The organism is Aestuariivirga sp. (assembly GCF_965227715.1).
GTDB lineage: Bacteria > Pseudomonadota > Alphaproteobacteria > Rhizobiales > Aestuariivirgaceae > Aestuariivirga.
In genome coordinates this window covers 2,685,257-2,704,649 of the sequence record NZ_OZ245771.1, presented here as the reverse complement: position 1 = coordinate 2,704,649, position 19,393 = coordinate 2,685,257, and the positions used below count along the sequence as shown (strand labels likewise).

20 protein-coding genes are annotated in these 19,393 nt (G+C 62.8%); 12 read left to right on the top strand and 8 right to left on the bottom strand.

Annotation, left to right across the window (positions count from 1 at the left end):
• Nucleotides 1–25 precede the first annotated feature (25 nt).
• The 5 genes from ACO06F_RS12830 (at nt 26) to ACO06F_RS12810 (ending at nt 4,242) form a co-directional block, all read left to right on the top strand.
• Complete coding sequence (locus ACO06F_RS12830; RefSeq protein WP_421693145.1) at nt 26–619, top strand: cob(I)yrinic acid a,c-diamide adenosyltransferase; 594 nt, start codon at nt 26–28, stop codon at nt 617–619.
• 6 nt (nt 620–625) lie between these two features.
• Nucleotides 626–1,318 (top strand): rhomboid family intramembrane serine protease, encoded by a 693-nt coding sequence (locus ACO06F_RS12825; protein ID WP_421693144.1) that lies wholly within the window; start codon nt 626–628, stop codon nt 1,316–1,318.
• Between the two features lie 126 nt (nt 1,319–1,444).
• Nucleotides 1,445–2,191: an electron transfer flavoprotein subunit beta/FixA family protein gene (locus tag ACO06F_RS12820; RefSeq protein WP_421693143.1), complete on the top strand. Its 747-nt coding sequence runs from the start codon at nt 1,445–1,447 to the stop codon at nt 2,189–2,191.
• Nucleotides 2,192–2,193: 2 nt separating this feature from the next.
• Nucleotides 2,194–3,135, top strand: a complete 942-nt coding sequence (locus ACO06F_RS12815) for an electron transfer flavoprotein subunit alpha/FixB family protein (RefSeq protein ID WP_421693142.1) — start codon at nt 2,194–2,196, stop codon at nt 3,133–3,135.
• Nucleotides 3,136–3,366: 231 nt separating this feature from the next.
• The gene (locus ACO06F_RS12810) at nt 3,367–4,242 is read left to right on the top strand and encodes a 3-hydroxybutyryl-CoA dehydrogenase (protein ID WP_421693141.1); all 876 of its coding nucleotides are present in this window, start codon (nt 3,367–3,369) and stop codon (nt 4,240–4,242) included.
• On the opposite strand, the gene ACO06F_RS12805 is transcribed toward ACO06F_RS12810, so the two are convergent.
• The gene (locus ACO06F_RS12805) at nt 4,243–4,890 is read right to left on the bottom strand and encodes a TlpA family protein disulfide reductase (RefSeq protein ID WP_421693140.1); all 648 of its coding nucleotides are present in this window, start codon (nt 4,888–4,890) and stop codon (nt 4,243–4,245) included.
• Nucleotides 4,891–4,925: 35 nt separating this feature from the next.
• Here ACO06F_RS12805 and argH point away from each other — a divergent pair, with 35 nt between their 5' ends.
• The 4 genes from argH to ACO06F_RS12785 all read left to right on the top strand — a co-directional run bounded on the left by argH (nt 4,926) and on the right by ACO06F_RS12785 (nt 10,318).
• A complete protein-coding gene (gene argH, locus ACO06F_RS12800) occupies nt 4,926–6,308 on the top strand; it encodes an argininosuccinate lyase (RefSeq protein ID WP_421693139.1) in 1,383 nt (460 codons plus the stop codon).
• Between the two features lie 13 nt (nt 6,309–6,321).
• Nucleotides 6,322–6,432 (top strand): LPS translocon maturation chaperone LptM, encoded by a 111-nt coding sequence (gene lptM, locus ACO06F_RS12795; protein ID WP_421693138.1) that lies wholly within the window; start codon nt 6,322–6,324, stop codon nt 6,430–6,432.
• A gap of 3 nt (nt 6,433–6,435) precedes the next feature.
• The gene (lysA, locus tag ACO06F_RS12790) at nt 6,436–7,713 is read left to right on the top strand and encodes a diaminopimelate decarboxylase (protein ID WP_421693137.1); all 1,278 of its coding nucleotides are present in this window, start codon (nt 6,436–6,438) and stop codon (nt 7,711–7,713) included.
• Nucleotides 7,714–7,783: 70 nt separating this feature from the next.
• Nucleotides 7,784–10,318 (top strand): TIGR02302 family protein, encoded by a 2,535-nt coding sequence (locus tag ACO06F_RS12785; RefSeq protein ID WP_421693136.1) that lies wholly within the window; start codon nt 7,784–7,786, stop codon nt 10,316–10,318.
• Here the strand turns inward: ACO06F_RS12785 and ACO06F_RS12780 are convergent.
• From ACO06F_RS12780 to leuS, 4 genes are all read right to left on the bottom strand, one after another.
• The gene (locus ACO06F_RS12780) at nt 10,312–10,785 is read right to left on the bottom strand and encodes a hypothetical protein (RefSeq protein WP_421693135.1); all 474 of its coding nucleotides are present in this window, start codon (nt 10,783–10,785) and stop codon (nt 10,312–10,314) included. The genes ACO06F_RS12785 and ACO06F_RS12780 overlap by 7 nt on opposite strands.
• A gap of 66 nt (nt 10,786–10,851) precedes the next feature.
• Nucleotides 10,852–11,889 carry a DNA polymerase III subunit delta gene (holA, locus tag ACO06F_RS12775; protein WP_421693134.1) on the bottom strand — a complete coding sequence of 346 codons (1,038 nt, stop codon included), beginning with the start codon at nt 11,887–11,889 and terminating at the stop codon, nt 10,852–10,854.
• Complete coding sequence (lptE, locus tag ACO06F_RS12770; RefSeq protein WP_421693133.1) at nt 11,886–12,395, bottom strand: LPS assembly lipoprotein LptE; 510 nt, start codon at nt 12,393–12,395, stop codon at nt 11,886–11,888. The genes holA and lptE overlap by 4 nt, the downstream gene beginning before the upstream one ends.
• A complete protein-coding gene (gene leuS, locus ACO06F_RS12765) occupies nt 12,395–14,968 on the bottom strand; it encodes a leucine--tRNA ligase (RefSeq protein ID WP_421693132.1) in 2,574 nt (857 codons plus the stop codon). The genes lptE and leuS overlap by 1 nt, the downstream gene beginning before the upstream one ends.
• A 108-nt stretch (nt 14,969–15,076) precedes the next feature.
• Between leuS and ACO06F_RS12760 the strand changes: the two genes are divergently transcribed.
• A complete protein-coding gene (locus tag ACO06F_RS12760) occupies nt 15,077–15,736 on the top strand; it encodes a YggS family pyridoxal phosphate-dependent enzyme (RefSeq protein WP_421693131.1) in 660 nt (219 codons plus the stop codon).
• On the opposite strand, the gene ACO06F_RS12755 is transcribed toward ACO06F_RS12760, so the two are convergent.
• Nucleotides 15,733–16,257 carry a L,D-transpeptidase family protein gene (locus ACO06F_RS12755; RefSeq protein ID WP_421693130.1) on the bottom strand — a complete coding sequence of 175 codons (525 nt, stop codon included), beginning with the start codon at nt 16,255–16,257 and terminating at the stop codon, nt 15,733–15,735. The genes ACO06F_RS12760 and ACO06F_RS12755 overlap by 4 nt on opposite strands.
• A 105-nt stretch (nt 16,258–16,362) precedes the next feature.
• On the opposite strand from ACO06F_RS12755, the gene ACO06F_RS12750 reads away from it, so the two are divergent.
• Both ACO06F_RS12750 and ACO06F_RS12745 read left to right on the top strand, forming a co-directional pair.
• On the top strand, nt 16,363–17,049 hold the full coding sequence (locus tag ACO06F_RS12750; protein WP_421693129.1) for a response regulator transcription factor: 687 nt from the start codon (nt 16,363–16,365) through the stop codon (nt 17,047–17,049).
• A gap of 112 nt (nt 17,050–17,161) precedes the next feature.
• The gene (locus ACO06F_RS12745; RefSeq protein ID WP_421693128.1) at nt 17,162–17,611 is read left to right on the top strand and encodes a Crp/Fnr family transcriptional regulator; all 450 of its coding nucleotides are present in this window, start codon (nt 17,162–17,164) and stop codon (nt 17,609–17,611) included.
• 189 nt (nt 17,612–17,800) lie between these two features.
• Here the strand turns inward: ACO06F_RS12745 and ACO06F_RS12740 are convergent, their stop codons facing one another.
• Both ACO06F_RS12740 and ACO06F_RS12735 read right to left on the bottom strand, forming a co-directional pair.
• Entirely contained in the window at nt 17,801–18,607 is an 807-nt protein-coding gene (locus ACO06F_RS12740) for an exodeoxyribonuclease III (protein ID WP_421693127.1), read from the bottom strand.
• A gap of 47 nt (nt 18,608–18,654) precedes the next feature.
• The gene (locus ACO06F_RS12735; RefSeq protein WP_421693126.1) at nt 18,655–19,302 is read right to left on the bottom strand and encodes a LolA family protein; all 648 of its coding nucleotides are present in this window, start codon (nt 19,300–19,302) and stop codon (nt 18,655–18,657) included.
• Between the last annotated feature and the right edge of the window lie 91 nt (nt 19,303–19,393).

The window sequence follows — 19,393 nt, the reverse complement described above, 5'->3', positions numbered from 1 at the left end:
CGGCAACTCACGTTAGGCAAGACCGATGGTCGTCCTCAACCGCATCTATACCCGCACCGGCGATGCCGGCGAAACCGCGCTCGGCTCAGGCGAGCGCGTGTCCAAGGCGCATCTGCGCATCCAGGCCTATGGCACGGTGGATGAAACCAATTCGACGCTGGGCGTTGTCCGCCTGCACACGGCCACGCCCGAGATGGAAAAGCTCGATCAGATGCTGGCGCGCATCCAGAACGAGCTGTTCGACCTGGGCGCGGATCTGTGCGTGCCCGATACCGGAAAAGACCTGGGCTATGAGCCCTTGCGCATTCTGCCCAAGCAGTATGAGCGGATCGAAACCGAGATCGACCTCTTGAACGGCGAACTCTCGCCGCTCCGCTCCTTCGTGCTGCCGGGAGGGCATCCGGCTGCGGCGAATCTTCATGTGGTCCGCACCGTCTGCCGCCGCGCCGAGCGGCTGATCGTGGAGCTTGCCTCGCATGCGGGCGAACATGTGAGCGAAGGTGCCGTTGCCTATGTGAACCGGCTCTCGGACTTCTTCTTCGTGGCCAGCCGCTGGGCCAATGCGAGGTCAGGCGCAGGCGACGTGCTGTGGGTCCCGGGAAAGACCCGGGGCGAATAACCCGCCATGTTCGTTCCCCTTCACGATTCAACCCCGCTGAAGGTCATCCGCTTCCAGTCTGTGACCGTCACCATCATTGCAATCAACGTGGTGATGTATCTGACCACCGGCGCCTTCGCGCCCGAGCGTGTTCTTGACGTGATCGCGGCAGGCTGGGGCGTGATCCCGGGCGAACTCACCCACATGGCGGCCCCCGTTCTGGGCTATGAGCCGGTGCCGGAGCCGCTCACCCTTCTCTCCTACATGTTTCTCCATGCCGGCTGGTGGCACCTGATTTCCAACATGCTGTTCCTCTGGGTCTTCGCGGACAATATCGAGGACGCCTATGGCCACACGGCGTTTGCCCTGCTCTATTTGACGGCAGGTGTGATGGCGGCCCTGGTCTACACGCTGCTCTCGCCCAGTTCCAACATGCCGCTGATCGGGGCGTCTGGCGCGGTCTCGGGCGTTCTCGGCGCCTATGTGGTGCTGTTCCCCAAGGCGCGGGTGTGGATCCTGCTGTTCCTGCGTATTCCGCTGCGCATCGGCGCCCTGTGGGTGTTGGGCGGGTGGTTTCTGCTGCAGGTCTTCTCCTGGTGGATGGATCGCGGAAACCCGGAGGCTGGCACAGCCTGGGGTGCCCATATTGGCGGCTTTCTCGCGGGGGCAGGCATGACCTATGCCATCCGCCGCCGGTTGTGGATGCGCCTCAGCCTGTGAAAGCTGTCCCTTTGGCGCAGGAAAGCGTCGCATTCGGCCATCAAGCGGCGTTGCTGGAATTGACTTGAGGTTTTCCCATCACTAGGGTCCGGCCACTTTTCAAAGACTGCCAAATCGAGGAACGGAATGAAAGTCCTGGTCGCTGTGAAGCGGGTCGTCGACTACAACGTCAAGATCCGTGTGAAGGCCGACGGTTCGGGTGTCGAACTGGCCAATGTGAAGATGTCGATGAACCCCTTTGACGAAATCGGCGTCGAAGAAGCGGTGCGGCTGAAGGAATCCGGCAAGGCGACGGAAGTCGTGGCCGTGTCCATCGGGCCCGCCCAATCGCAGGAAACGCTGCGCACGGCTCTGGCCATGGGTGCTGACCGCGCCATTCTCGTGAAGACCGACGATCTGGTGGAGCCCCTGGCTGTTGCCAAGATCCTGAAGGGCGTGGTGGCAGCTGAAGGCCCCGAGATCGTGATCCTCGGAAAGCAGGCGATCGATGATGACTGCAACCAGACCGGCCAGATGCTGGCGGCCCTTCTGGGCTGGCCGCAGGCAACCTTCACCTCGAAGCTGGAGCCCGGTGCGGGCGAAGCGCAGATCACCCGTGAAATCGACGGTGGCCTGCAGATGCTGACGGTGAAGCTTCCGGCCGTAGTCACCACCGATCTTCGCCTCAACCAGCCGCGTTATGCGTCCCTTCCCAACATCATGAAGGCCAAGAAGAAGCCGCTGGAAGAGAAAACACCCGCCGATTACGGCGTCGACACCGCACCGCGCCTCAAGGTCGTCAAGACCGAGGAGCCGCCCAAGCGGCTCGCGGGCATCAAGGTGAAGAGCCCGGCCGAACTTGTGGCCAAACTCAAGGAAGCGGGAGCAATCTGATCATGGCTGTCCTCCTCATTGCAGAACACGATAATGCCACCCTCAAGGACGCAACCCACAAGGCCCTGACCGCCGCAGCCCAGATGGGCGGCGACGTGCATGTGCTGGTGGCGGGCAACAATGCCGCCGGCGCTGCGGCGCAGGCGGCAAAGCTCGACGGCGTCAAGAAAGTGCTCCACGTCGAGAGCACGTCTCTTGAGCGCCCGCTGGCCGAGCCCATGGCAGCCCTCATCGTGGCACTGGCCCCCGCCTATGACCATCTCGTCACCGCCTCGACCGGCAATGGCAAGAACGTCATGCCGCGCGTTGCAGCCCTTCTGGACGTGATGCAGATTTCGGACATCTCCGAGGTCAAGTCCGCGGACACTTTCGTGCGCCTGATCTATGCCGGAAACGCCGTGCAGACAGTGCAGTCGACGGACAACAAGAAGGTCATCACCGTTCGTACGGCCTCCTTCCCCGCAGCGGGCGAAGGCGGTGCGGCGGAAATCGTGAGCATGAACGCGCCGTCCGACCCCGGCCTCTCCTCCTACAAGGGCGAGAACCTGTCGAAGTCGGACCGGCCGGAGCTCACCTCGGCGCGGATCGTCGTCTCCGGTGGCCGCGGCATGCAGAACGGTGACAATTTCAAGCTCCTCGAGTCGGTCGCCTCCAAGCTCAACGCCGCCGTTGGCGCCTCGCGCGCAGCGGTTGACGCAGGCTATGTGCCCAATGACTATCAGGTCGGCCAGACCGGCAAGGTGGTGGCGCCTGACCTCTACATCGCGGTGGGCATCTCCGGCGCCATCCAGCATCTGGCGGGCATGAAGGATTCGAAGATCATCGTCGCCATCAACAAGGATGAGGAAGCCCCGATCTTCCAGGTGGCGGATTATGGGCTGGTGGCCGATCTCTTCACGGCCGTGCCCGAATTCGACGCGGAGCTGGCAAAGCTCGGCAAGTAATCGGCGTGGAATGACCAGACATCAGGGCGGCTTCGGCCGCCCTTTTTCTTGCGAGCAGCCTACAAACCTTCACTCACACAGTGAGGCGAACACCTCAATTTACCGATCATCCATGCAAGATGAGCAATAGCCCACCCTAAAGTGCTATTGCTGCACATGCGAAACGCTCTTGCTCCGGAAATAGGCGCGATATAGGCTCGCGCATCGTTTGAATTCAGGCGCCTCGTTCACATGCAGATCAGAAAAGTCGGCGTCATCGGCGCCGGTCAGATGGGAAACGGCATCGCGCATGTCTGCGCGATCGCCGGTTATGACGTTGGCATTTATGACGTCACCAAGGAGCGGATCGAAGCGGGCCTTGCTACCATCAACGGAAATCTCGCCCGCCAAGTGCGCTCGAACAAGCTGTCCGAGGCGGACCGGGACCAGGCCTTGTCGCGCATCCGCGGGGTCCATTCCTATGAGGGCTTCGGCGACTATGATCTGATCATCGAAAGCGCTGTTGAAGACGAGCAGGTCAAGCGCAAGATCTATCAGGCACTCTGCCCGCATCTGAAGCCCGAATGCCTGGTGGGCTCCAACACCTCATCGATCTCGATCACCAGGCTTGCCGCTGCCACCGACCGCCCCGAGAAATTCATGGGCATCCACTTCATGAATCCCGTTCCGGTGATGGAGCTGGTGGAGCTGATCCGCGGTATCGCGACCGATGAGCAGACCTTCTCGGTCGCCCGCGAATTCGCCGCATCGTTGCGCAAGACCATCGCCGTCTCGGAAGATTTTCCAGCCTTCATCGTCAACCGCATTCTGCTGCCGATGATCAACGAGGCGATCTACACGCTTTACGAAGGTGTGGGCGGCGTTGAGGCCATCGACACGGCCATGAAGCTGGGTGCGCGCCACCCGATGGGGCCGCTGGAGCTTGCGGATTTCATCGGCCTCGACACCTGCCTCTCGGTGATGCAGGTGCTGCATGATGGGCTGGCGGATTCGAAATACCGCCCCTGCCCGCTGCTGGTCAAATATGTCGAAGCCGGCTGGCTCGGCCGCAAGACCAACCGCGGCTTCTATGATTACCGCGGCGAGAAGCCGGTCCCGACGCGCTGATCAGCCCTTTTCTGCAATGGCGGCGTTGATGAGCGCCTTGGCCTCCGGACTCGCCCACTCGGCAGGCCCGAGCAGCCGGCCGATCTCGCGGCCCTGGCGATCAACCAGGATCGTCGCAGGAAGCCCCGCCGACTGAACGTCATTCACAATGGCCGTGGTGGGCTCCACATAGAGCTTCAGATTATCGGCTCCTGTTTCCTTCAGGAAGGCGGAGGAGGCTTCGGCCCCCTTGCGGTCCACGCTGATGGCGACAACCTCGAACTGGTCTGAGCCCAGCTCCTTCTGGAGCCTCGCAAGATCCGGCATTTCCTTCCGGCACGGCGCGCACCAGGTGGCCCAGAGATTGACCAGCACCACCTTGCCCTTCCAGTCCGAAAGCTTGAGCGGATTGCCCGCGCCATCCTGGAAGGCAAGGTCTGGCAGCGGTTTGGGCTCGGGCCTGATGAGGAAGGCGGCGAGAGAGCCCGTGGCCAGGTCTTTGGAAAGCCCGCCTGGGGCCGCCGGGGCCAAGGCTGCAGCCACAGTTTCCGCAGGTCCGGCCTTGCGCCACCCCTCCTCATACAGATAATAGCCCGTGATCGCCGCGAGCAGCAGGAAGCCCGCCGCGATCTGCGGCAGGGGACGGATTTTCTTCTTTTCAGGGCTCATGCGCAGGATGTCTCGGACGGAATGAAGGAAATTCGATGACGAACAAGATGTGGGGCGGGCGGTTTCAGTCAGGGCCGGACGCGATCATGGAAGAGATCAACGCCTCGATCGGCTTCGACAAGCGCCTGTTCGCCCAGGACATCGCGGGCTCGAAAGCGCACGCCGCGATGCTCGCGAAACAGGGAATCATCTCGAAATCCGACGCCGCAGAAATTAGGAAGGGCCTGGACCAGGTGCAAGCCGAGATCGCGGCGGGAACCTTCATCTTTTCGCGGGCCCTCGAGGACATCCACCTCAATGTCGAATCCCGCCTGAAGGAATTGATCGGCCCCGCCGCGGGCCGCCTCCACACCGCGCGCTCCCGCAACGACCAAGTGGCGCTCGATTTCCGCCTCTATGTGCGCGACACCGTGGACCATCTGGACCGGCAGCTGAAAGAGCTGCAGCAGGCGCTGGCGCAGAAGGCTGTGGCCCATGCCGCCACCGTGATGCCAGGCTTCACCCATTTGCAGGTGGCCCAGCCCGTTACCTTTGGCCACCACATGCTGGCCTATGTGGAGATGCTGGCGCGGGACCGCTCGCGGCTTTCAGACGCAAGAAAGCGCATGAACGAGAACCCGCTGGGTGCAGCGGCCCTCGCGGGCACGAGCTTCCCCATCGACCGCCACATGACGGCCGAGGCCTTAGGATTTGACCGGCCGACCCGCAACTCGCTGGACACCGTGGCCGACCGCGATTTCGTTCTCGAAACCCTGTCCGCCTGCGCCATCTGCGCGATCCACCTCTCGCGGCTGGCGGAGGAGATCGTCATCTGGTCGACAAGCCAGTTCCGCTTCGTGAAGCTCTCCGACAAGTTCACCACCGGCTCCTCCATCATGCCGCAGAAGCGCAACCCCGATGCAGCCGAGCTGGTGCGCGCCAAGCCCGGCCGCATAATCGGCGCACTGGTCGCACTGCTCACCGTCATGAAGGGCCTGCCCCTGACCTATTCGAAGGACATGCAGGAAGACAAGGAACCGGCCTTTGACGCCTTTGACAACATGTCGCTTGCGATTGCCGCCACGACGGGCATGGTGAAGGACATGGTTCCCAATGCGGAAGATATGCGCAAAGCCGCGGCCGCCGGATTCTCGACGGCGACGGACCTTGCCGACTGGCTCGTCCGTACGCTGAAGATGCCGTTCCGCGACGCCCACCATGTGACGGGAAGCCTCGTCGCCCTGGCGGAGGCCGAAGGAGTCGACCTGCCCCAGCTGCCGCTCGCGGCGATGCAGAAGGTAGAACCGCGCATCACGAGGGATGTCTACAAGGTGTTGACGGTTGAAAGCTCCGTTGCCTCCCGCGTGAGCTTCGGCGGCACCGCTCCAAGGAATGTGACGCGCGAAGCTAAGCGCTGGCTCAAGCTGCTGAAAGGGTGATGGGATGAAACCGATGAAGAGTGTTCTGATGCTCCTTGCCCTTTCGCTGGCGCTTGCCGCCTGCGGCATCAAGGGTGACCCGGAGCCGCCACCCGCCACCGAGAAGACCCAACAGGCACAATAGCCCATGCATCATTTCGCCTATCGTGACGGCGTGCTGCACGCCGAAGACGTGAATCTGAAGGAACTGGCGGGCGAAATCGGCACGCCCTTCTATTGCTATTCCAGCGCCACGCTGGAGCGGCACTATAAGGTGATGCAGGATGCCTTTGCCGGCACAGACCACATGATCTGCTATGCCATGAAGGCCAATTCCAACCAGGCGGTGATCCGCACCATGGCGGAGCTGGGTGCGGGCATGGACGTGGTGTCCGAAGGCGAATTGCGCCGCGCCCTGGCGGCCGGCGTTCCGGCGCGAAAGATCGTATTCTCCGGCGTCGGCAAGACGGCGCGCGAGATGGCGCTGGCACTGCGCGAAGGCATTGCCTGTTTCAACGTCGAGTCGGAGCCTGAGCTTGACCTCCTGTCGGAAGTGGCCAGGCGCGTGGGCCAGCGCGCCACCGTGTCGATCCGCGTGAACCCGGATGTTGACGCCAAGACCCATCACAAGATTTCAACCGGCAAGGCCGAAGACAAGTTCGGCATTTCCTACAAGCAGGCACGTGACGTCTATGCCCGCGCCGCCGCCCTGCCCGGAATCGATGTGGCTGGCATCGACATGCATATCGGCAGCCAGATCACCGAACTCGAACCCTTCGAGAAAGCCTTCCGGCTGATGGGGGAACTCACGGCGGAACTCCGCAGCGATGGCCACAACATCCGCCACCTCGATTTGGGGGGTGGCCTCGGCGTTCCCTACCGCGGCACCAATGACGTTCCTCCGCACCCGGATGAATATGCCGCCATGGTGAAGCGTGTGCTGGGACCCTTGAACCTCAAATTCGTTCTGGAGCCCGGGCGCATGATCGTCGGCAATGCCGGCATTCTTGTCTCGCGCGTCATCTATGTGAAGGACGGCACCGAGAAGCATTTCGTGATCCAGGACGCCGCGATGAACGACCTGATCCGCCCCACGCTTTACGACGCCTATCATGAGATCATTCCCGTCGACGAGACCGCAGGCACTGAGACGATGACGGCCGATGTGGTGGGGCCGGTTTGTGAGTCGGGCGATTATCTGGCGAAGAGCCGCAAGCTGCCCAAGGTTTCGCAAGGTGACCTTCTCGCCACCCTGACGGCCGGTGCCTATGGCGCCGTTCAGGCGGGAACCTACAATACGCGCCCGCTGGTGCCTGAGGTGCTGGTCAAGGAGGCCCATTGGGCCCTGATCCGCCCGCGCCAGAGCTATGAAGAGCTGATCGGCATGGACCAGCTCGCCCCCTGGCAGGAAAAAACGAAGGCGTGAGCGCAGTTTCAGGATTGTGAACGGCTCTCCGGCACAATTTGGCCTCCAATTGTGTTAGCATGGCTGCCAGATGCCGACCGGAAATGACCAGCTGATCCAGATGAAACGCGTTGACCGCAAGATCGGTCAGGCGCGGTTGGCGCTTGGTTTTGAGCACCTCTGGGCCGGCCTGCATTGGCCGCTGGTGATCCTCGCAATCGCGGCGGCCCTGGTGATCGGCGGGGTTCTGCCGCAACTGCCCATTTGGCCGCGCCTGGCGGTGCTCATCTTCTTCACAATCGCTTTGCTGTGGTCGCTCTGGCCGCTGCGGCACCTGCGCTGGCCAAGCCGGCACGAAGGGATGCGCCGGGTGGAGGAGAAGACGGGCCTCACCCATCGCCCTGTTTCAGCCGGAACCGACAGTCTTGCCAATGGCGCAAACGGGCCCATGCAGCAGGCCATCTGGCAAGAGCACCGGCTGCGACAGCTGCGCAGCCTGAGCGATCTGAAGGCCGGTGCCCCCGCCTCCACCTGGCGTGACATCGACCCTCGCGCCCTTCGTTTGCCCGCAGCGCTCGCACTCGTGGCGGCGATTTTGCTGGGCCCCGGCGACCCGCGCGGCAATCTGGTGGACAGCTTTGCCTTTTCGGCGCCTGCCCCGGCACCGCAGCTTGCCATGGATGCCTGGGTCCGGCCCCCCGCCTATACCGCCGTGCCGCCACTTCTTTTGACGAGTCCGGCCATGGCGGAGCGGCTCAAGCTCGACCCCGAGATTCACATTCCGGAGAAATCCGTTCTCTCCCTGCGCATCACCGGGGCCAAGGCGCCTGTGCTGTCCTTCCACGCGCCCGTGGAGGGAACCGGTCCATCGCCTGAGGTGCAGGGCTTCAAGCCCAAGATTAAGAGTGCTGATGGCGTGTTCCAGGCCGAGGTGACGCTCGAGCGGCCGGCCATCATCAAGGTGACGGACGCGGAGAAGGAACTGGGGAGCTGGCGCATTTCCCTGATCCCTGACGCACCGCCGAAGGTCGAGATCTCCGAAACACCCACGGGCGATTCCTCCGGCATGCTGACCGCCAAGTGGAAGGCGTCTGACGATTATGGCGTCACCGGCATCACCGCTGACATCTACCTCGCCGACACGCAGGACGATGGCGAAGGCTTTACCGATGCCGGCATCTTCGAGTTTGACCCGCCGAAACTGCCCGTGAGCCTGCGCAGGGCGAACTCCCGGGACGAGACGGGTGAGTCGAAGGCCGACGTTGCTGAACACCCGTGGGCCGGCTTCATGGTGGAGATGACGCTCACGGCGCGTGATGCCGCCGGCAACACCATGCAGAGCGAGAAGCGCGTGTTCCGCCTGCCCGAGCGCCAATTCACCAAGCCGCTAGCCCGCGCCCTGATCGAGCAGCGCCGCCGCCTGATCCTGGACCCCGAGGAAGCGGGCGGCGTGGCCGAGATGCTTGATGCGATCCTCACCTATCCCGAGGGTCTGATCGAGGGTTCGGGCCCGCACATTGCCATTGCCGCAGCGCTGTCGCGCCTGCGCGACACCGATGACCGGGCCAATGTGGACACCGCAATCGGGCTCCTGTGGCAGATCGCCGTCAATGTCGAGGATGGTGTCCTGGCCGATGCCAAGGCTGAGCTTGAGGCGATCCGCAAGGAGCTGGAGAAGGCCCTGCGCGACGGCGCGCCCCCGGAGCGCATCGCCCAGCTGACCGAGAAGCTGAGGAAGGCGCTCGACCGCTACATGCAGTCGATGATGGAAGATGCCAAGAAGCGTATGTCCGAGGGCCAGAAGAACCAGGCGCCGCAGAAGGGCATGGTGGTGACGCCCCAGGACCTCAAGAAGATGCTGGACATGATCGACAAGCTGTCCAAGAGCGGTGACAATGAAGCCGCCCAGCAGATGCTCTCGCAGCTGGAGAACATCTTGCGCAACATGAAGCCGGGCATGCCGCAGCAGGGGCAGCAGGGCCAGGAAGGCCCGCTGAGCCAGATGCTGGACAAGCTTTCGGATCTCATGCGCCAGCAGCAGAAGCTGATGGATGAAACCCAGCGCGCGCCGCAGCAGGGCATGGGTGAAGACGGCCAGCAGGACGGTGAGCAGAATGGCCAGCAGGAGGGCCAGCAGGGCATGGGTGGCCTTGGTGACCGCCAGCAGGGCCTCAGCCAGATGCTGGAAGAGCTGATGAAGCAGTTCGGCCAGAACGGCATGGACGCACCGCGCTCCTTCGGCCAGGCCGGCAAGAGCATGAACCGCGCGGAAGGATCCCTGCGGGACGGTGACAAGGACCAGGCACTGGGAGATCAGGGGGAGGCACTGGCCAAGCTGCGCGAAGGCGCACAGGGCCTGGCCCGCCAGATGATGCAGCAATCCCAGGGTCAGCAAGGCAATGAGGGCCGCGATGGCGAGGCCCGCGGCGATGACCGCGACCCGCTCGGCCGCCCCCTGCCCAGCACCAGCGAAGACACCGGCCCAGACCGCAACATGCTGCCGTCTGAACAGGCTCTGCAGCGTGCGCGTGAGATACTCGATATGCTCCGTTCGCGCGCCGGCGATTCCGCGCTGCCGAAATTCGAGCGCGACTACATCGACCGGCTGCTGCGCGGTCTCTACTGAGCAGACGGCACTTTCTGCTCAAGGGTAAGATTGCCGGCAACCAGCGCCCATCTGCCGCGCCTCTGTGAGATGGTGTCCACCGTGAGGCCACCTGGCAACCTGCTGCCGACGATCACCGGCACCAGCGTCTTCCCCTGCGAGGAGGCAATGGACACGAAGGCCACCCCGTCGACAACTGTCAGCAGTTCATAGCCAGAGAGCCCAGCCGCACCGGCAGCCAGATCGGGCGCGCGATTTGACTGCCGTTTCCCTGTAGTCCCCAGCGATTGCGTGGTCAGCGGATCCGTTCCGTCCGGGCCTTCCATGATGACTTTGCGAGGAGCCGGCGGAAAGTTGAGGCCGAGATTGGCCGGCGGATTTTCCATGCCGTCCAGTTCGATCACTTTGATCGCGGCAAAGGCACTCACGCCCGCAGCAAGAGCAAAGGAGAGCACATAGGTCAGAATATCGGTGAATTTCTGGGTCATGATGCCACGTGAGTCGCATCTGTCAGTCTCTGCCCCAGACCTTGCGTCAACCCTGCGAGGGCGTAACTAGCGGTCGTAGCGGAGCGACAGGCCCTTGCGGGCCAGGGAGAGAAGGCAACGGCCGGCAATGGCCTCCGAGAGACCGGCATTCTGGCGGGAGGCCTGCACATTGGCCAGGAGCGTGGTTCCCGCCGTCACGAGATCGGTGAGGCTCCAGGCGCGAAGCTGGCCCAGGACCAGCCGCTGGCGCCGGAAGAACACGGGGGGCCTCGCCTGCTTGACCGCCTGTTCGGCCTGTGCGCCGCGGTCGATCGCCAGGCGGAACTCCGCCAGCCGCATGGCATGGAGATGAACCACGCCCAAAAGCCTTGACGCATCTTCGCCGCCGCGCACCAGGTCGTGGAACAGCCGGTCCGCCTCCTCCACCTCGCCGCCAAACACGCTGTCCGCCAGTTCGTCAGGCGTGGAGCCGGTATCGTTGCCGCAGACGGCCTCCACATCTTCAAGGTTGACGCGCTCTGAGCCCAGGCAATAGAGCGCCAGCTTCTCGGCCTCGCGCCGCACCAGCCCGCGGGCGGTTCCCGCCAGTTCAATGAAACGGGCGAGTGCATCAGGCCCGATCTTCAGCCTGTCCTGCGCCAGGATCTGCTCCACCATCGCGGCAATTTCACTGGCCTCTGCCTCATAGAGGGGCACGATCAGCGCATGCGGGCTTTTCTCGAACTGGCTGCGAAGCTGCGAATTCTTGGGCAGCCCCGCGGCCTCCGCCACCACGAGATTTCCCTGCACCTTGCCTTCGAGCACCGGCATGATGGCCTTGAGGAAACCCTCGCCAACGCCCTTGACCCACACGGCCCGCGCGCCGCCGAACATGGAGATCGACTGCACCTCATCCGTGAGCCTTGCGGGATCTGACGAGAGATCCTGTTCGCTCAGCGCGGTGACGGCGAAGGGATCGTCCAGCGAGCCTGCGGCCTTCTTGACGGCGCGCTGCGCCAGCTCGCGCACGGCGTCTCCTTCATCGCCGTAAATCAGGATGGCGGTGATCGCCGGATCCGGCTTTCGGAGGAAGGCATCGAGCCCCGCCGGCTTGATGGCCGTCATGACTTCGGCTGTTGCTGCTTTGCAAACCAGGCGGCGATGCGGATGCGGATGTCGGAGCTCACCTCATGGGCGGCGCGCTCCTTGGCATCCGTCTGGGCCTGAAGATCGGCGAAAGGCTCGCGGATCACGTCATAGGCAGCGCGCGCGAAGGTGGTGCCCTTGGTCAGCACGGTGCCGGTGGACCTGTCCACCAGATCGTAATTCACGGTGATCAGAATGGCCTGACGGGTGACGGCAGGCTGCTTCTTCTGGATGACGCCTGTATCGTTTACGGTGGTGGCCAGATTGAGGATGTACTTGTCTTGTCCCTTGCCGCTCTGCAAGCTTGAGATCAGATCATTGCGGATGATCTGGCCCACGCGATTTTCTGCTTCCGGAATGGAGATCGACGCGAGTTGGCCCGCCACGCCGGGATCAACCGAGGACGAGCCATAAAGCGGCCGGTAGCCACAGCCGGCAAGCGCCAGTGCGGCAGTGAGAAGGAGAATGGCGGAGGCCCTGCGCATCAGCCGACAATATTGGCGATACGGCCGGGCACCACAATCACTTTCTTGACAGGGCGGCCCTCCAGCGTGCGCGCAACCGAATCGAGCTTCAGCACCAGGGCTTCGATTGCCTTGGCATCAAGGTCCTTCGCCACCGTGATCTCGTCACGGCGCTTGCCATTGACCTGAACGGCAATCGTCACTTGATCATCCGCCAGCAGGGCAGGGTCCGCCTTGGGCCAGGCCGTATCCACCACAAAGCCGGGCTTTTCCAGCACCTGCCAGCATTCCTCCGCCAGATGCGGCATCATGGGGGCAGACATGAGGACGAGGAATTCGGCGGCTTCCTTGACGGAAGCCTGATCGGCCTTGGCGCCTGCCAGCGCCGCGCTCAGGGCATTGGCAAGCTCATAGACCCGCGCGATCGCCCGGTTGAAGCGGAGCGCCGAGAGATCTTCCGTCACCGCATGGAGTGCCTTGTGGGCGGCGCGGCGCAGCTCCAGCGAGGAGGTAGCATCGTTGCCGCCCGCGAAGCCCGCAGCATCGTTGACGAGGCGCCAGATGCGCTGGGTGAACCGCCAGGCGCCTTCGGCGCCTGCTTCCGTCCACTCGATGTCGCGCTCGGGCGGCGTATCGGACAGCATGAACCAGCGCGCCGTATCAGCGCCATAGCGCGCGATGATGTCGTCCGGGTCCACGACGTTCTTCTTGGACTTCGACATCTTCTCGACACCGCCAACTTCCAGCGGCTCGCCCGTTTCGGCATGCACCCACACGCCGTCCTTGTTCACGGCATCGGCGGGAAGCACCCACTCACCGCTCAGTGTACGGAAGGTTTCGTGAATGACCATGCCTTGCGTGAACAGACTCTCGAACGGCTCCTTGATGGCGAGATAGCCGGTGGCTGTCATCGCCCGGGCATAGAAGCGCGAATAGAGCAGATGCAGGATCGCATGCTCAACGCCACCAATGTACTGGTCCACGCCCATCCAATATTTTCCGGCCGCCATGTCGACCGGCTCTTCCGCATGCGGCGAGCAGAAGCGCGCGAAATACCAGGAGGAGTCGATGAACGTATCGAAGGTGTCCGTCTCGCGCCGCGCAGGCCTGCCGCAGGAGGGGCAGTCCACGTGTTTCCACGTCGGGTGATGCTCCAGCGGGTTGCCCGGCTTGTCGAAGGTCACGTCATCCGGCAGCGTCACCGGAAGCTCGGACTTCGGCACCGGAACGATGCCGCAGGAGCTGCAGTGGATCACCGGAATGGGGCAGCCCCAGTAACGCTGGCGGGACACGCCCCAGTCACGCAGGCGGAAGTTCACCTTGCGCGCGCCGATGCCCATCTCTTCCATGCGCCTGGCAATATCTTCCTTGGCCTCGGGCACGCTCTTGCCATCGAGGAAGTCCGAGTTGATGAGGACGGTGTTGTCACCTTCCTTCTCGACAAAGGCCTCGTCACCGATTTCGAAGGCCGCCGGATCGGTCCCCCGGGGTGCCACGACGGGGAGAACCGGGAGATCATATTTGCGGGCGAAATCGAGGTCGCGCTGGTCATGCGCGGGGCAGCCGAAGATGGCGCCTTCGCCATATCCCATCAGCACGAAATTGGCCGCATAGACCGGAAGCCGCACGCCGGGCCGGAACGGGTGGCGGGCATAGAGCTTCAGGAACTGGCCCTTCTTCTCCGCGCGCTCAATCGTCTCTTCCGATGTGCCGAGCGCTGCCACCTCCCGACGGAAGGCGGCAAGCCCCTCATCCGTTTCGGAGAGGCGGCGCGCCAGCTCATGGTCAGCCGAAATAGCGCAGAAACTCGCGCCGAAAATCGTGTCATGGCGTGTCGTGTAGACCGTGAGGCGCTCATTCAGCGTGGCGCCGTTCTCGTCTTCAAGCGCGAAGGAGAAGCGCATGCCTTCCGAGCGCCCGATCCAGTTCTTCTGCATCAACCGCACTTTTTCGGGCCACTTGGTGAGGCCGTCGAGCGCAGTCAGCAACTCATCCGAATACGCGGTGATCTTGAGGAACCATTGCGCCAGCTCGCGCTTTTCAACCAGCGCGCCAGAGCGCCAGCCGCGGCCGTCGATCACCTGCTCATTGGCGAGCACCGTGTGGTCCACAGGGTCCCAGTTCACCATGGAGACTTTGCGCTCGACCAGCCCCGCCTTCATGAAGTCGATGAACATCGCCTGCTCATGGCGGTAGTAGGAGGGATCGCAGGTGGCGATCTCGCGGCTCCAGTCCAGCGCCAGCCCCATCGACTGGAGCTGCCGTTTCATGCTGGCGATGTTGTCATAGGTCCAGGACTTCGGGTGAACGCCGCGGTCGATGGCGGCATTCTCCGCCGGCATGCCGAAGGCGTCCCAGCCCATGGGGTGAAGCACATTATAGCCCAGCGCCCGGCGGAAACGCGCGATCACGTCTCCCATCGTGTAGTTGCGCACATGGCCCATGTGGATGCGGCCCGAGGGATAGGGGAACATCTCGAGCACGTAATATTTCTCGCGCGCGGGGTCTTCCTTCGCCTCGAAGCTCTTGTTCTCGGTCCAATGCTTCTGCCAGCGCGGTTCGGCTTCGCGCGGGTTGTAACGTTCGATGCTCAAGGTTCTGATCCTGTCGGCGGCGGGAAACTGTCTGGGCCTTGCTGGTACCAGTCCTTGAAATGGCCTGCAAGCTTGGCCTAAAGCTGCGTGCTTACAGGAGTTTAGCGAATGGTCCATGAGGGTCTCAAAAAGGTGCTGAACGGGGTCATGCAGGCGGAAGCCTCCGCGGGCCGGGCGCCAGGCAGCGTGACCCTGATCGCGGTCTCCAAAACCTTTGACGGCCCCGAGATCATGCCCGTGATCGAGGCCGGGCAGCGGGTCTTCGGCGAGAACCGCGTGCAGGAGGCGAAATCGAAGTGGCCCGCCCTCAAGATGCGCTGGCCCGATGTTGAGCTGCACCTGATAGGCCCCCTGCAGTCCAACAAGGCTGCAGAGGCCGTGCAGCTGTTCGACGCCATCCACACCGTGGACCGGCCGAAAATCGCCGAGGCCATATCTCGGGAAATGCGCCGCCAGGCCAAGCCGTTGAAGCTTTTCGTCCAGGTCAACACCGGCCGGGAGCCGCAAAAGGCTGGAATCGACCCTGATGCGGCGGATGAATTTCTGGCGGAGTGCCGTAACGTCTATGGCCTCGAAATCTCAGGCCTCATGTGCATCCCGCCGGCTGAGGAAGACCCCGCCCCCCATTTCACCCTTCTGGCGGAGATCGCCCGGCGCAATGGTATTGCCGGGCTCAGCATGGGGATGAGCGGGGACTATGCGCCCGCCATCGCCTGCGGCGCCACCCATGTGCGGGTGGGATCCGCGATTTTCGGCACCCGCGGCTAGATCTGGATCCGTGTTCGGGGGCCGATCCACTTGAGGATCGTCCGCATGTCCTTCAGCGACACGGCAATGCATCCAGCGGTCGGACCGCCGTCCGGCTGGCGGAGGTGGAAGAACACGGCACTCCCATTCCCCTGCACGCGGGGCCGCTCATTGTGCGAAAGCTCCACCACGATGTCATAGAGATGGTCCTGGCGCTGCATCGTCTCATGCGAGGTGGCATAGGGAATGCGGACCAGGCGGTTGTAATTGCGGTCGCCCACGGTTTCGCACCAGCCGTCGTGCCGGCGCATCACCAGCGGGGCGAGGCCCGAACGGGGCGGAAAGCCGCGGTCTGCCCGGTAGAACAGGCGGCGGAATCCCCATGTGCCGCGCGGGCTCGCCCCATCCCCCTCACGCTTCAGCCAGCGCCGGCCGGTGCGGCCGAGGGAGCAGGGAAAGGTCAATTGCCCCACCTTCAGAAGACCCGTGGTGGCGCGGCCGCTGAGGGTGAGCACATAAATTGTGTCGATGGGATTGGTCACGGTGACGTGTTTTGCGCTTTGGCCTTGAAAAGAACAAGCAACACCCTAACATTGCGTTTCGCAGGGGCAAGCGATTTCAAAGGCTTCCGGGCATAAGGGGCTTTCATGAGCACCACGAAGAAGATCATCATCGTCGATGACGACGACTTGTTGCGGGAAACGCTCAAGGAGCAGTTCTCGCTGCATGACGAGTTCGCGGTGACCGAGGCGGCCACGGCAACGGCCGGAATCAAGGTGATCAAGGCAGATAGCGCGGACCTCGTGATTCTGGATGTGAACCTCCCGGACATGGACGGGCGTGAAGCCTGCAAGATCATCCGCCGCAATGGCTACAAGGGGCCGGTGATCCTGCTCACCGCCCAGACCTCCGAGGCGGACACGATTCTGGGCCTCGATTCGGGCGCCAATGATTATGTGACGAAGCCCTTCCGCTTCGCCGTGCTGCTGGCCCGAATCAGGGCGCATCTGCGCCAGCACGAGCACAGCGAAGATGCGGTGTTCAAGGTTGGGCCTTACACCTTCAAGCCTGCCGCCAAGCTTCTGCTGCGGGACGACAACCGCAAGATCAGGCTGACCGAGAAGGAAACCGCGATCATCAAGTTCCTGCTGCGCTCTGGCGAGCAGATCGTCAGCCGGGACGTGCTGCTGCAGGATGTCTGGGGTTATAACGCCGGGGTCACCACCCATACGCTCGAAACCCACGTATATCGTTTGCGCCAAAAGATTGAACGTGACCCGTCCCACGCCGAAATCCTTGTCACCGAAGGTGGCGGTTACAAGCTCGTGCCCTAAGCTTGGCGTTCCCCCCGTCCCGTGTTACGAGCATGACGAAAGCTGAGGGAAAAATGGGGTCAGGGGCTGCAGAGCTTCAGCCGGACCACGCTGAATGAGTGTGAGGGCTGACGTGGAAACATTCCGGAGCATTCCGATCTTTTCGGAGTGTGAAGCCGTTCACTTGCAGCTGCTCGCCTTCTCTGCCGTACGCGAAACTTTCAGCACGGGTGACGTGGTGATGCAGCAGGACCGGCTGGGTGCTGCTGCCTATCTCATTCTCAGCGGTGAGGTTCTGCTCTCGACCGTGGAGGCCGGTCCCATTGGAACGGCAGGGCCTGGCGCCATGCTGGGCGAAGTGGCGATGATCGGTGACCGGCCCTATTCCATCACCGCGACGGCCGCGGAACCGGTGGCGGCCGTGCGCATCGACCGCGAGCTCTTCATGCGGGTGGCAGGAGAATTTCCCGAGTTTGGCCGGGCGGTGTTCAGCATTCTGGCCCGCAAGCTCGATACCGCGATGGGCGAACTCGAAATCACCCGGCAGAGCTTCGAAACGGCGCGCTCCTTCAAGAGCCTCTAGATCAGCGAGCGCTCAAACGAGATCAACGCCCAGCTCGCACCGTTATGACAGCGAAGGCTGGCTACCCGCTTTCGTTGCAGCACATGTTGATACAAGGCGGGACCCCAGCTTCCGCTGGGGTGACGGGAAGGAGAGGGCGCAGATCTTCCGGCGATTTTACGAGACCGCCCGATGCTCAAAGAGCCAAACTTAGGCCGAGAAGCTCGCCACCACGGGCACGTGGTCCGATGGCTGCTGCCAGCCGCGGGCTTCCTTCACGATTTCGATCCTGGAACACTTGGGCGCCAGCCCTTGGGTCGACCAGATGTGATCTAGCCGGCGGCCGCGGTTGCTGGCCTCCCAGTCCCGCGCGCGGTAGCTCCACCAGGTGTAGAGCTTCTCCTCAGGCGGCACATGGTTCCGCATGAGATCGACCCACTTGCCCTTCTTCTGGATCCGCAGCAGACCTTCGGTCTCGATGGGCGTATGGCTCACGACCTTGAGCAGGTCTTTGTGGGACCAGACGTCGTGCTCGAGCGGCGCGATGTTGAGGTCTCCCACCACAATTCCCTCATGGCCCTTGGGCACGCAGTCCTTGCCGAACCAGCTTTCGAGCTCGTCGATGAACTGCAGCTTGTGGGCAAATTTGTCGTTGATCGCGGGGTCCGGCTCGTCGCCGCCGGCGGGCACATAAAGGTTATGGATGGTGATGGGCTTGGTACCCGCCACCGTCACGGAAATGTGGCGGCAGTCTTCCTTGCCGCAGAACGGCTTCGTGGCCTGTGCCAGGAAGGGGCGCTTCGAAACAATCGCGACCCCATGATAGCCCTTCTGGCCGAACTCAGCGATATGCTCGTACCCCAGCTCGCGGATGGGACCTGAGGGGAACTGCCCTTGCGGACATTTGGTCTCCTGCAGGCACAGCACGTCCGGCTGCCAGCCTTCAAGAAGCTTGGAGACCAGCCCGATGCGGAGGCGGACCGAATTGATGTTCCAGGTGGCAACGGTAAGACTCATGCCCCTGCTGATAGCGGGAGCGGAAGGCCGCTGGCAAGGCCTGTGGATTAGGGCCCGTTCTTGCTGTCCCGCACGATCTTGACGACGAAGAGCTTGGGGTCAACCGGAACGCCGGTCTGCACGTTCTCGAGGCCAACCGTGGTCTTGCGTCCCTTGCCGTCGATCACGATCCACTGCTGGAGCGCGTTCTTCACCTTGTCGTAGACGAGGGTGAGCTGACCGCTGCCCAGCGTGTTCTTCTTGTCCTCGAGCGTCACGGAAACAAGTCCGTCCTGCTCCTGGAAATCGAGGATGTTGGTTTCCTTGGCGATGTCCACCTTGTTGGACAGCACAAGCCGCAGCGGCGTCTGGGACAGGGGGAGCTGGTCACCCTTTTCCTTCTTCACATTCTTGATCGTGAGCCAGGTGCCATCCGAAACGATCAGGAAGGGATTGGGAGGCGCATATTCAAACCGCATTTTGCCGGGCTTGGAAATGTAGAACACGCCCTGCGATTCGTTGCCCTTGGGGCTGATCTGGGTGAACTCGCCCTGCATCGTCTTGATGCTGTTCATATAGTCCGAAATCCCGTCGACCGAGGCCTCCTGCTCGGGCGTGAGCTTCAGCGGATTTCCTGCCAGCGCCGGCAGGCCCGAAAAGGCGACAAGCGTTAGTCCCAGGAAGGCACGGCGGGAGAGCTGCGAGAAACTGTTCATCCTGTTCTTTCCGGATAGGGCGCGAATTGCCCGGACTTCTATGCCATGGCACGCTTATCCGCAAGAACGGGCCAAATTTGAGGCAAGTTCC

Bases quoted from the DNA above. Each gene is read 5' to 3' on its own strand.
- ACO06F_RS12810 (WP_421693141.1), top strand. From the start codon at position 3,367: ATGCAGATCAGAAAAGTCGGCGTCATCGGCGCCGGTCAGATGGGAAAC.
- ACO06F_RS12780 (WP_421693135.1), bottom strand. From the start codon at position 10,785: ATGACCCAGAAATTCACCGATATTCTGACCTATGTGCTCTCCTTTGCT.
- ACO06F_RS12750 (WP_421693129.1), top strand. From the start codon at position 16,363: ATGAGCACCACGAAGAAGATCATCATCGTCGATGACGACGACTTGTTG.
- ACO06F_RS12815 (WP_421693142.1), top strand. From the start codon at position 2,194: ATGGCTGTCCTCCTCATTGCAGAACACGATAATGCCACCCTCAAGGAC.
- holA (WP_421693134.1), bottom strand. From the start codon at position 11,889: ATGACGGCCATCAAGCCGGCGGGGCTCGATGCCTTCCTCCGAAAGCCG.
- lptE (WP_421693133.1), bottom strand. From the start codon at position 12,395: ATGCGCAGGGCCTCCGCCATTCTCCTTCTCACTGCCGCACTGGCGCTT.
- ACO06F_RS12820 (WP_421693143.1), top strand. From the start codon at position 1,445: ATGAAAGTCCTGGTCGCTGTGAAGCGGGTCGTCGACTACAACGTCAAG.
- lptM (WP_421693138.1), top strand. From the start codon at position 6,322: ATGAAGAGTGTTCTGATGCTCCTTGCCCTTTCGCTGGCGCTTGCCGCC.
- ACO06F_RS12740 (WP_421693127.1), bottom strand. From the start codon at position 18,607: ATGAGTCTTACCGTTGCCACCTGGAACATCAATTCGGTCCGCCTCCGC.
- argH (WP_421693139.1), top strand. From the start codon at position 4,926: ATGACGAACAAGATGTGGGGCGGGCGGTTTCAGTCAGGGCCGGACGCG.
- ACO06F_RS12805 (WP_421693140.1), bottom strand. From the start codon at position 4,890: ATGAGCCCTGAAAAGAAGAAAATCCGTCCCCTGCCGCAGATCGCGGCG.
- ACO06F_RS12830 (WP_421693145.1), top strand. From the start codon at position 26: ATGGTCGTCCTCAACCGCATCTATACCCGCACCGGCGATGCCGGCGAA.
- lysA (WP_421693137.1), top strand. From the start codon at position 6,436: ATGCATCATTTCGCCTATCGTGACGGCGTGCTGCACGCCGAAGACGTG.
- ACO06F_RS12760 (WP_421693131.1), top strand. From the start codon at position 15,077: ATGGTCCATGAGGGTCTCAAAAAGGTGCTGAACGGGGTCATGCAGGCG.
- ACO06F_RS12825 (WP_421693144.1), top strand. From the start codon at position 626: ATGTTCGTTCCCCTTCACGATTCAACCCCGCTGAAGGTCATCCGCTTC.
- ACO06F_RS12735 (WP_421693126.1), bottom strand. From the start codon at position 19,302: ATGAACAGTTTCTCGCAGCTCTCCCGCCGTGCCTTCCTGGGACTAACG.
- ACO06F_RS12785 (WP_421693136.1), top strand. From the start codon at position 7,784: ATGCCGACCGGAAATGACCAGCTGATCCAGATGAAACGCGTTGACCGC.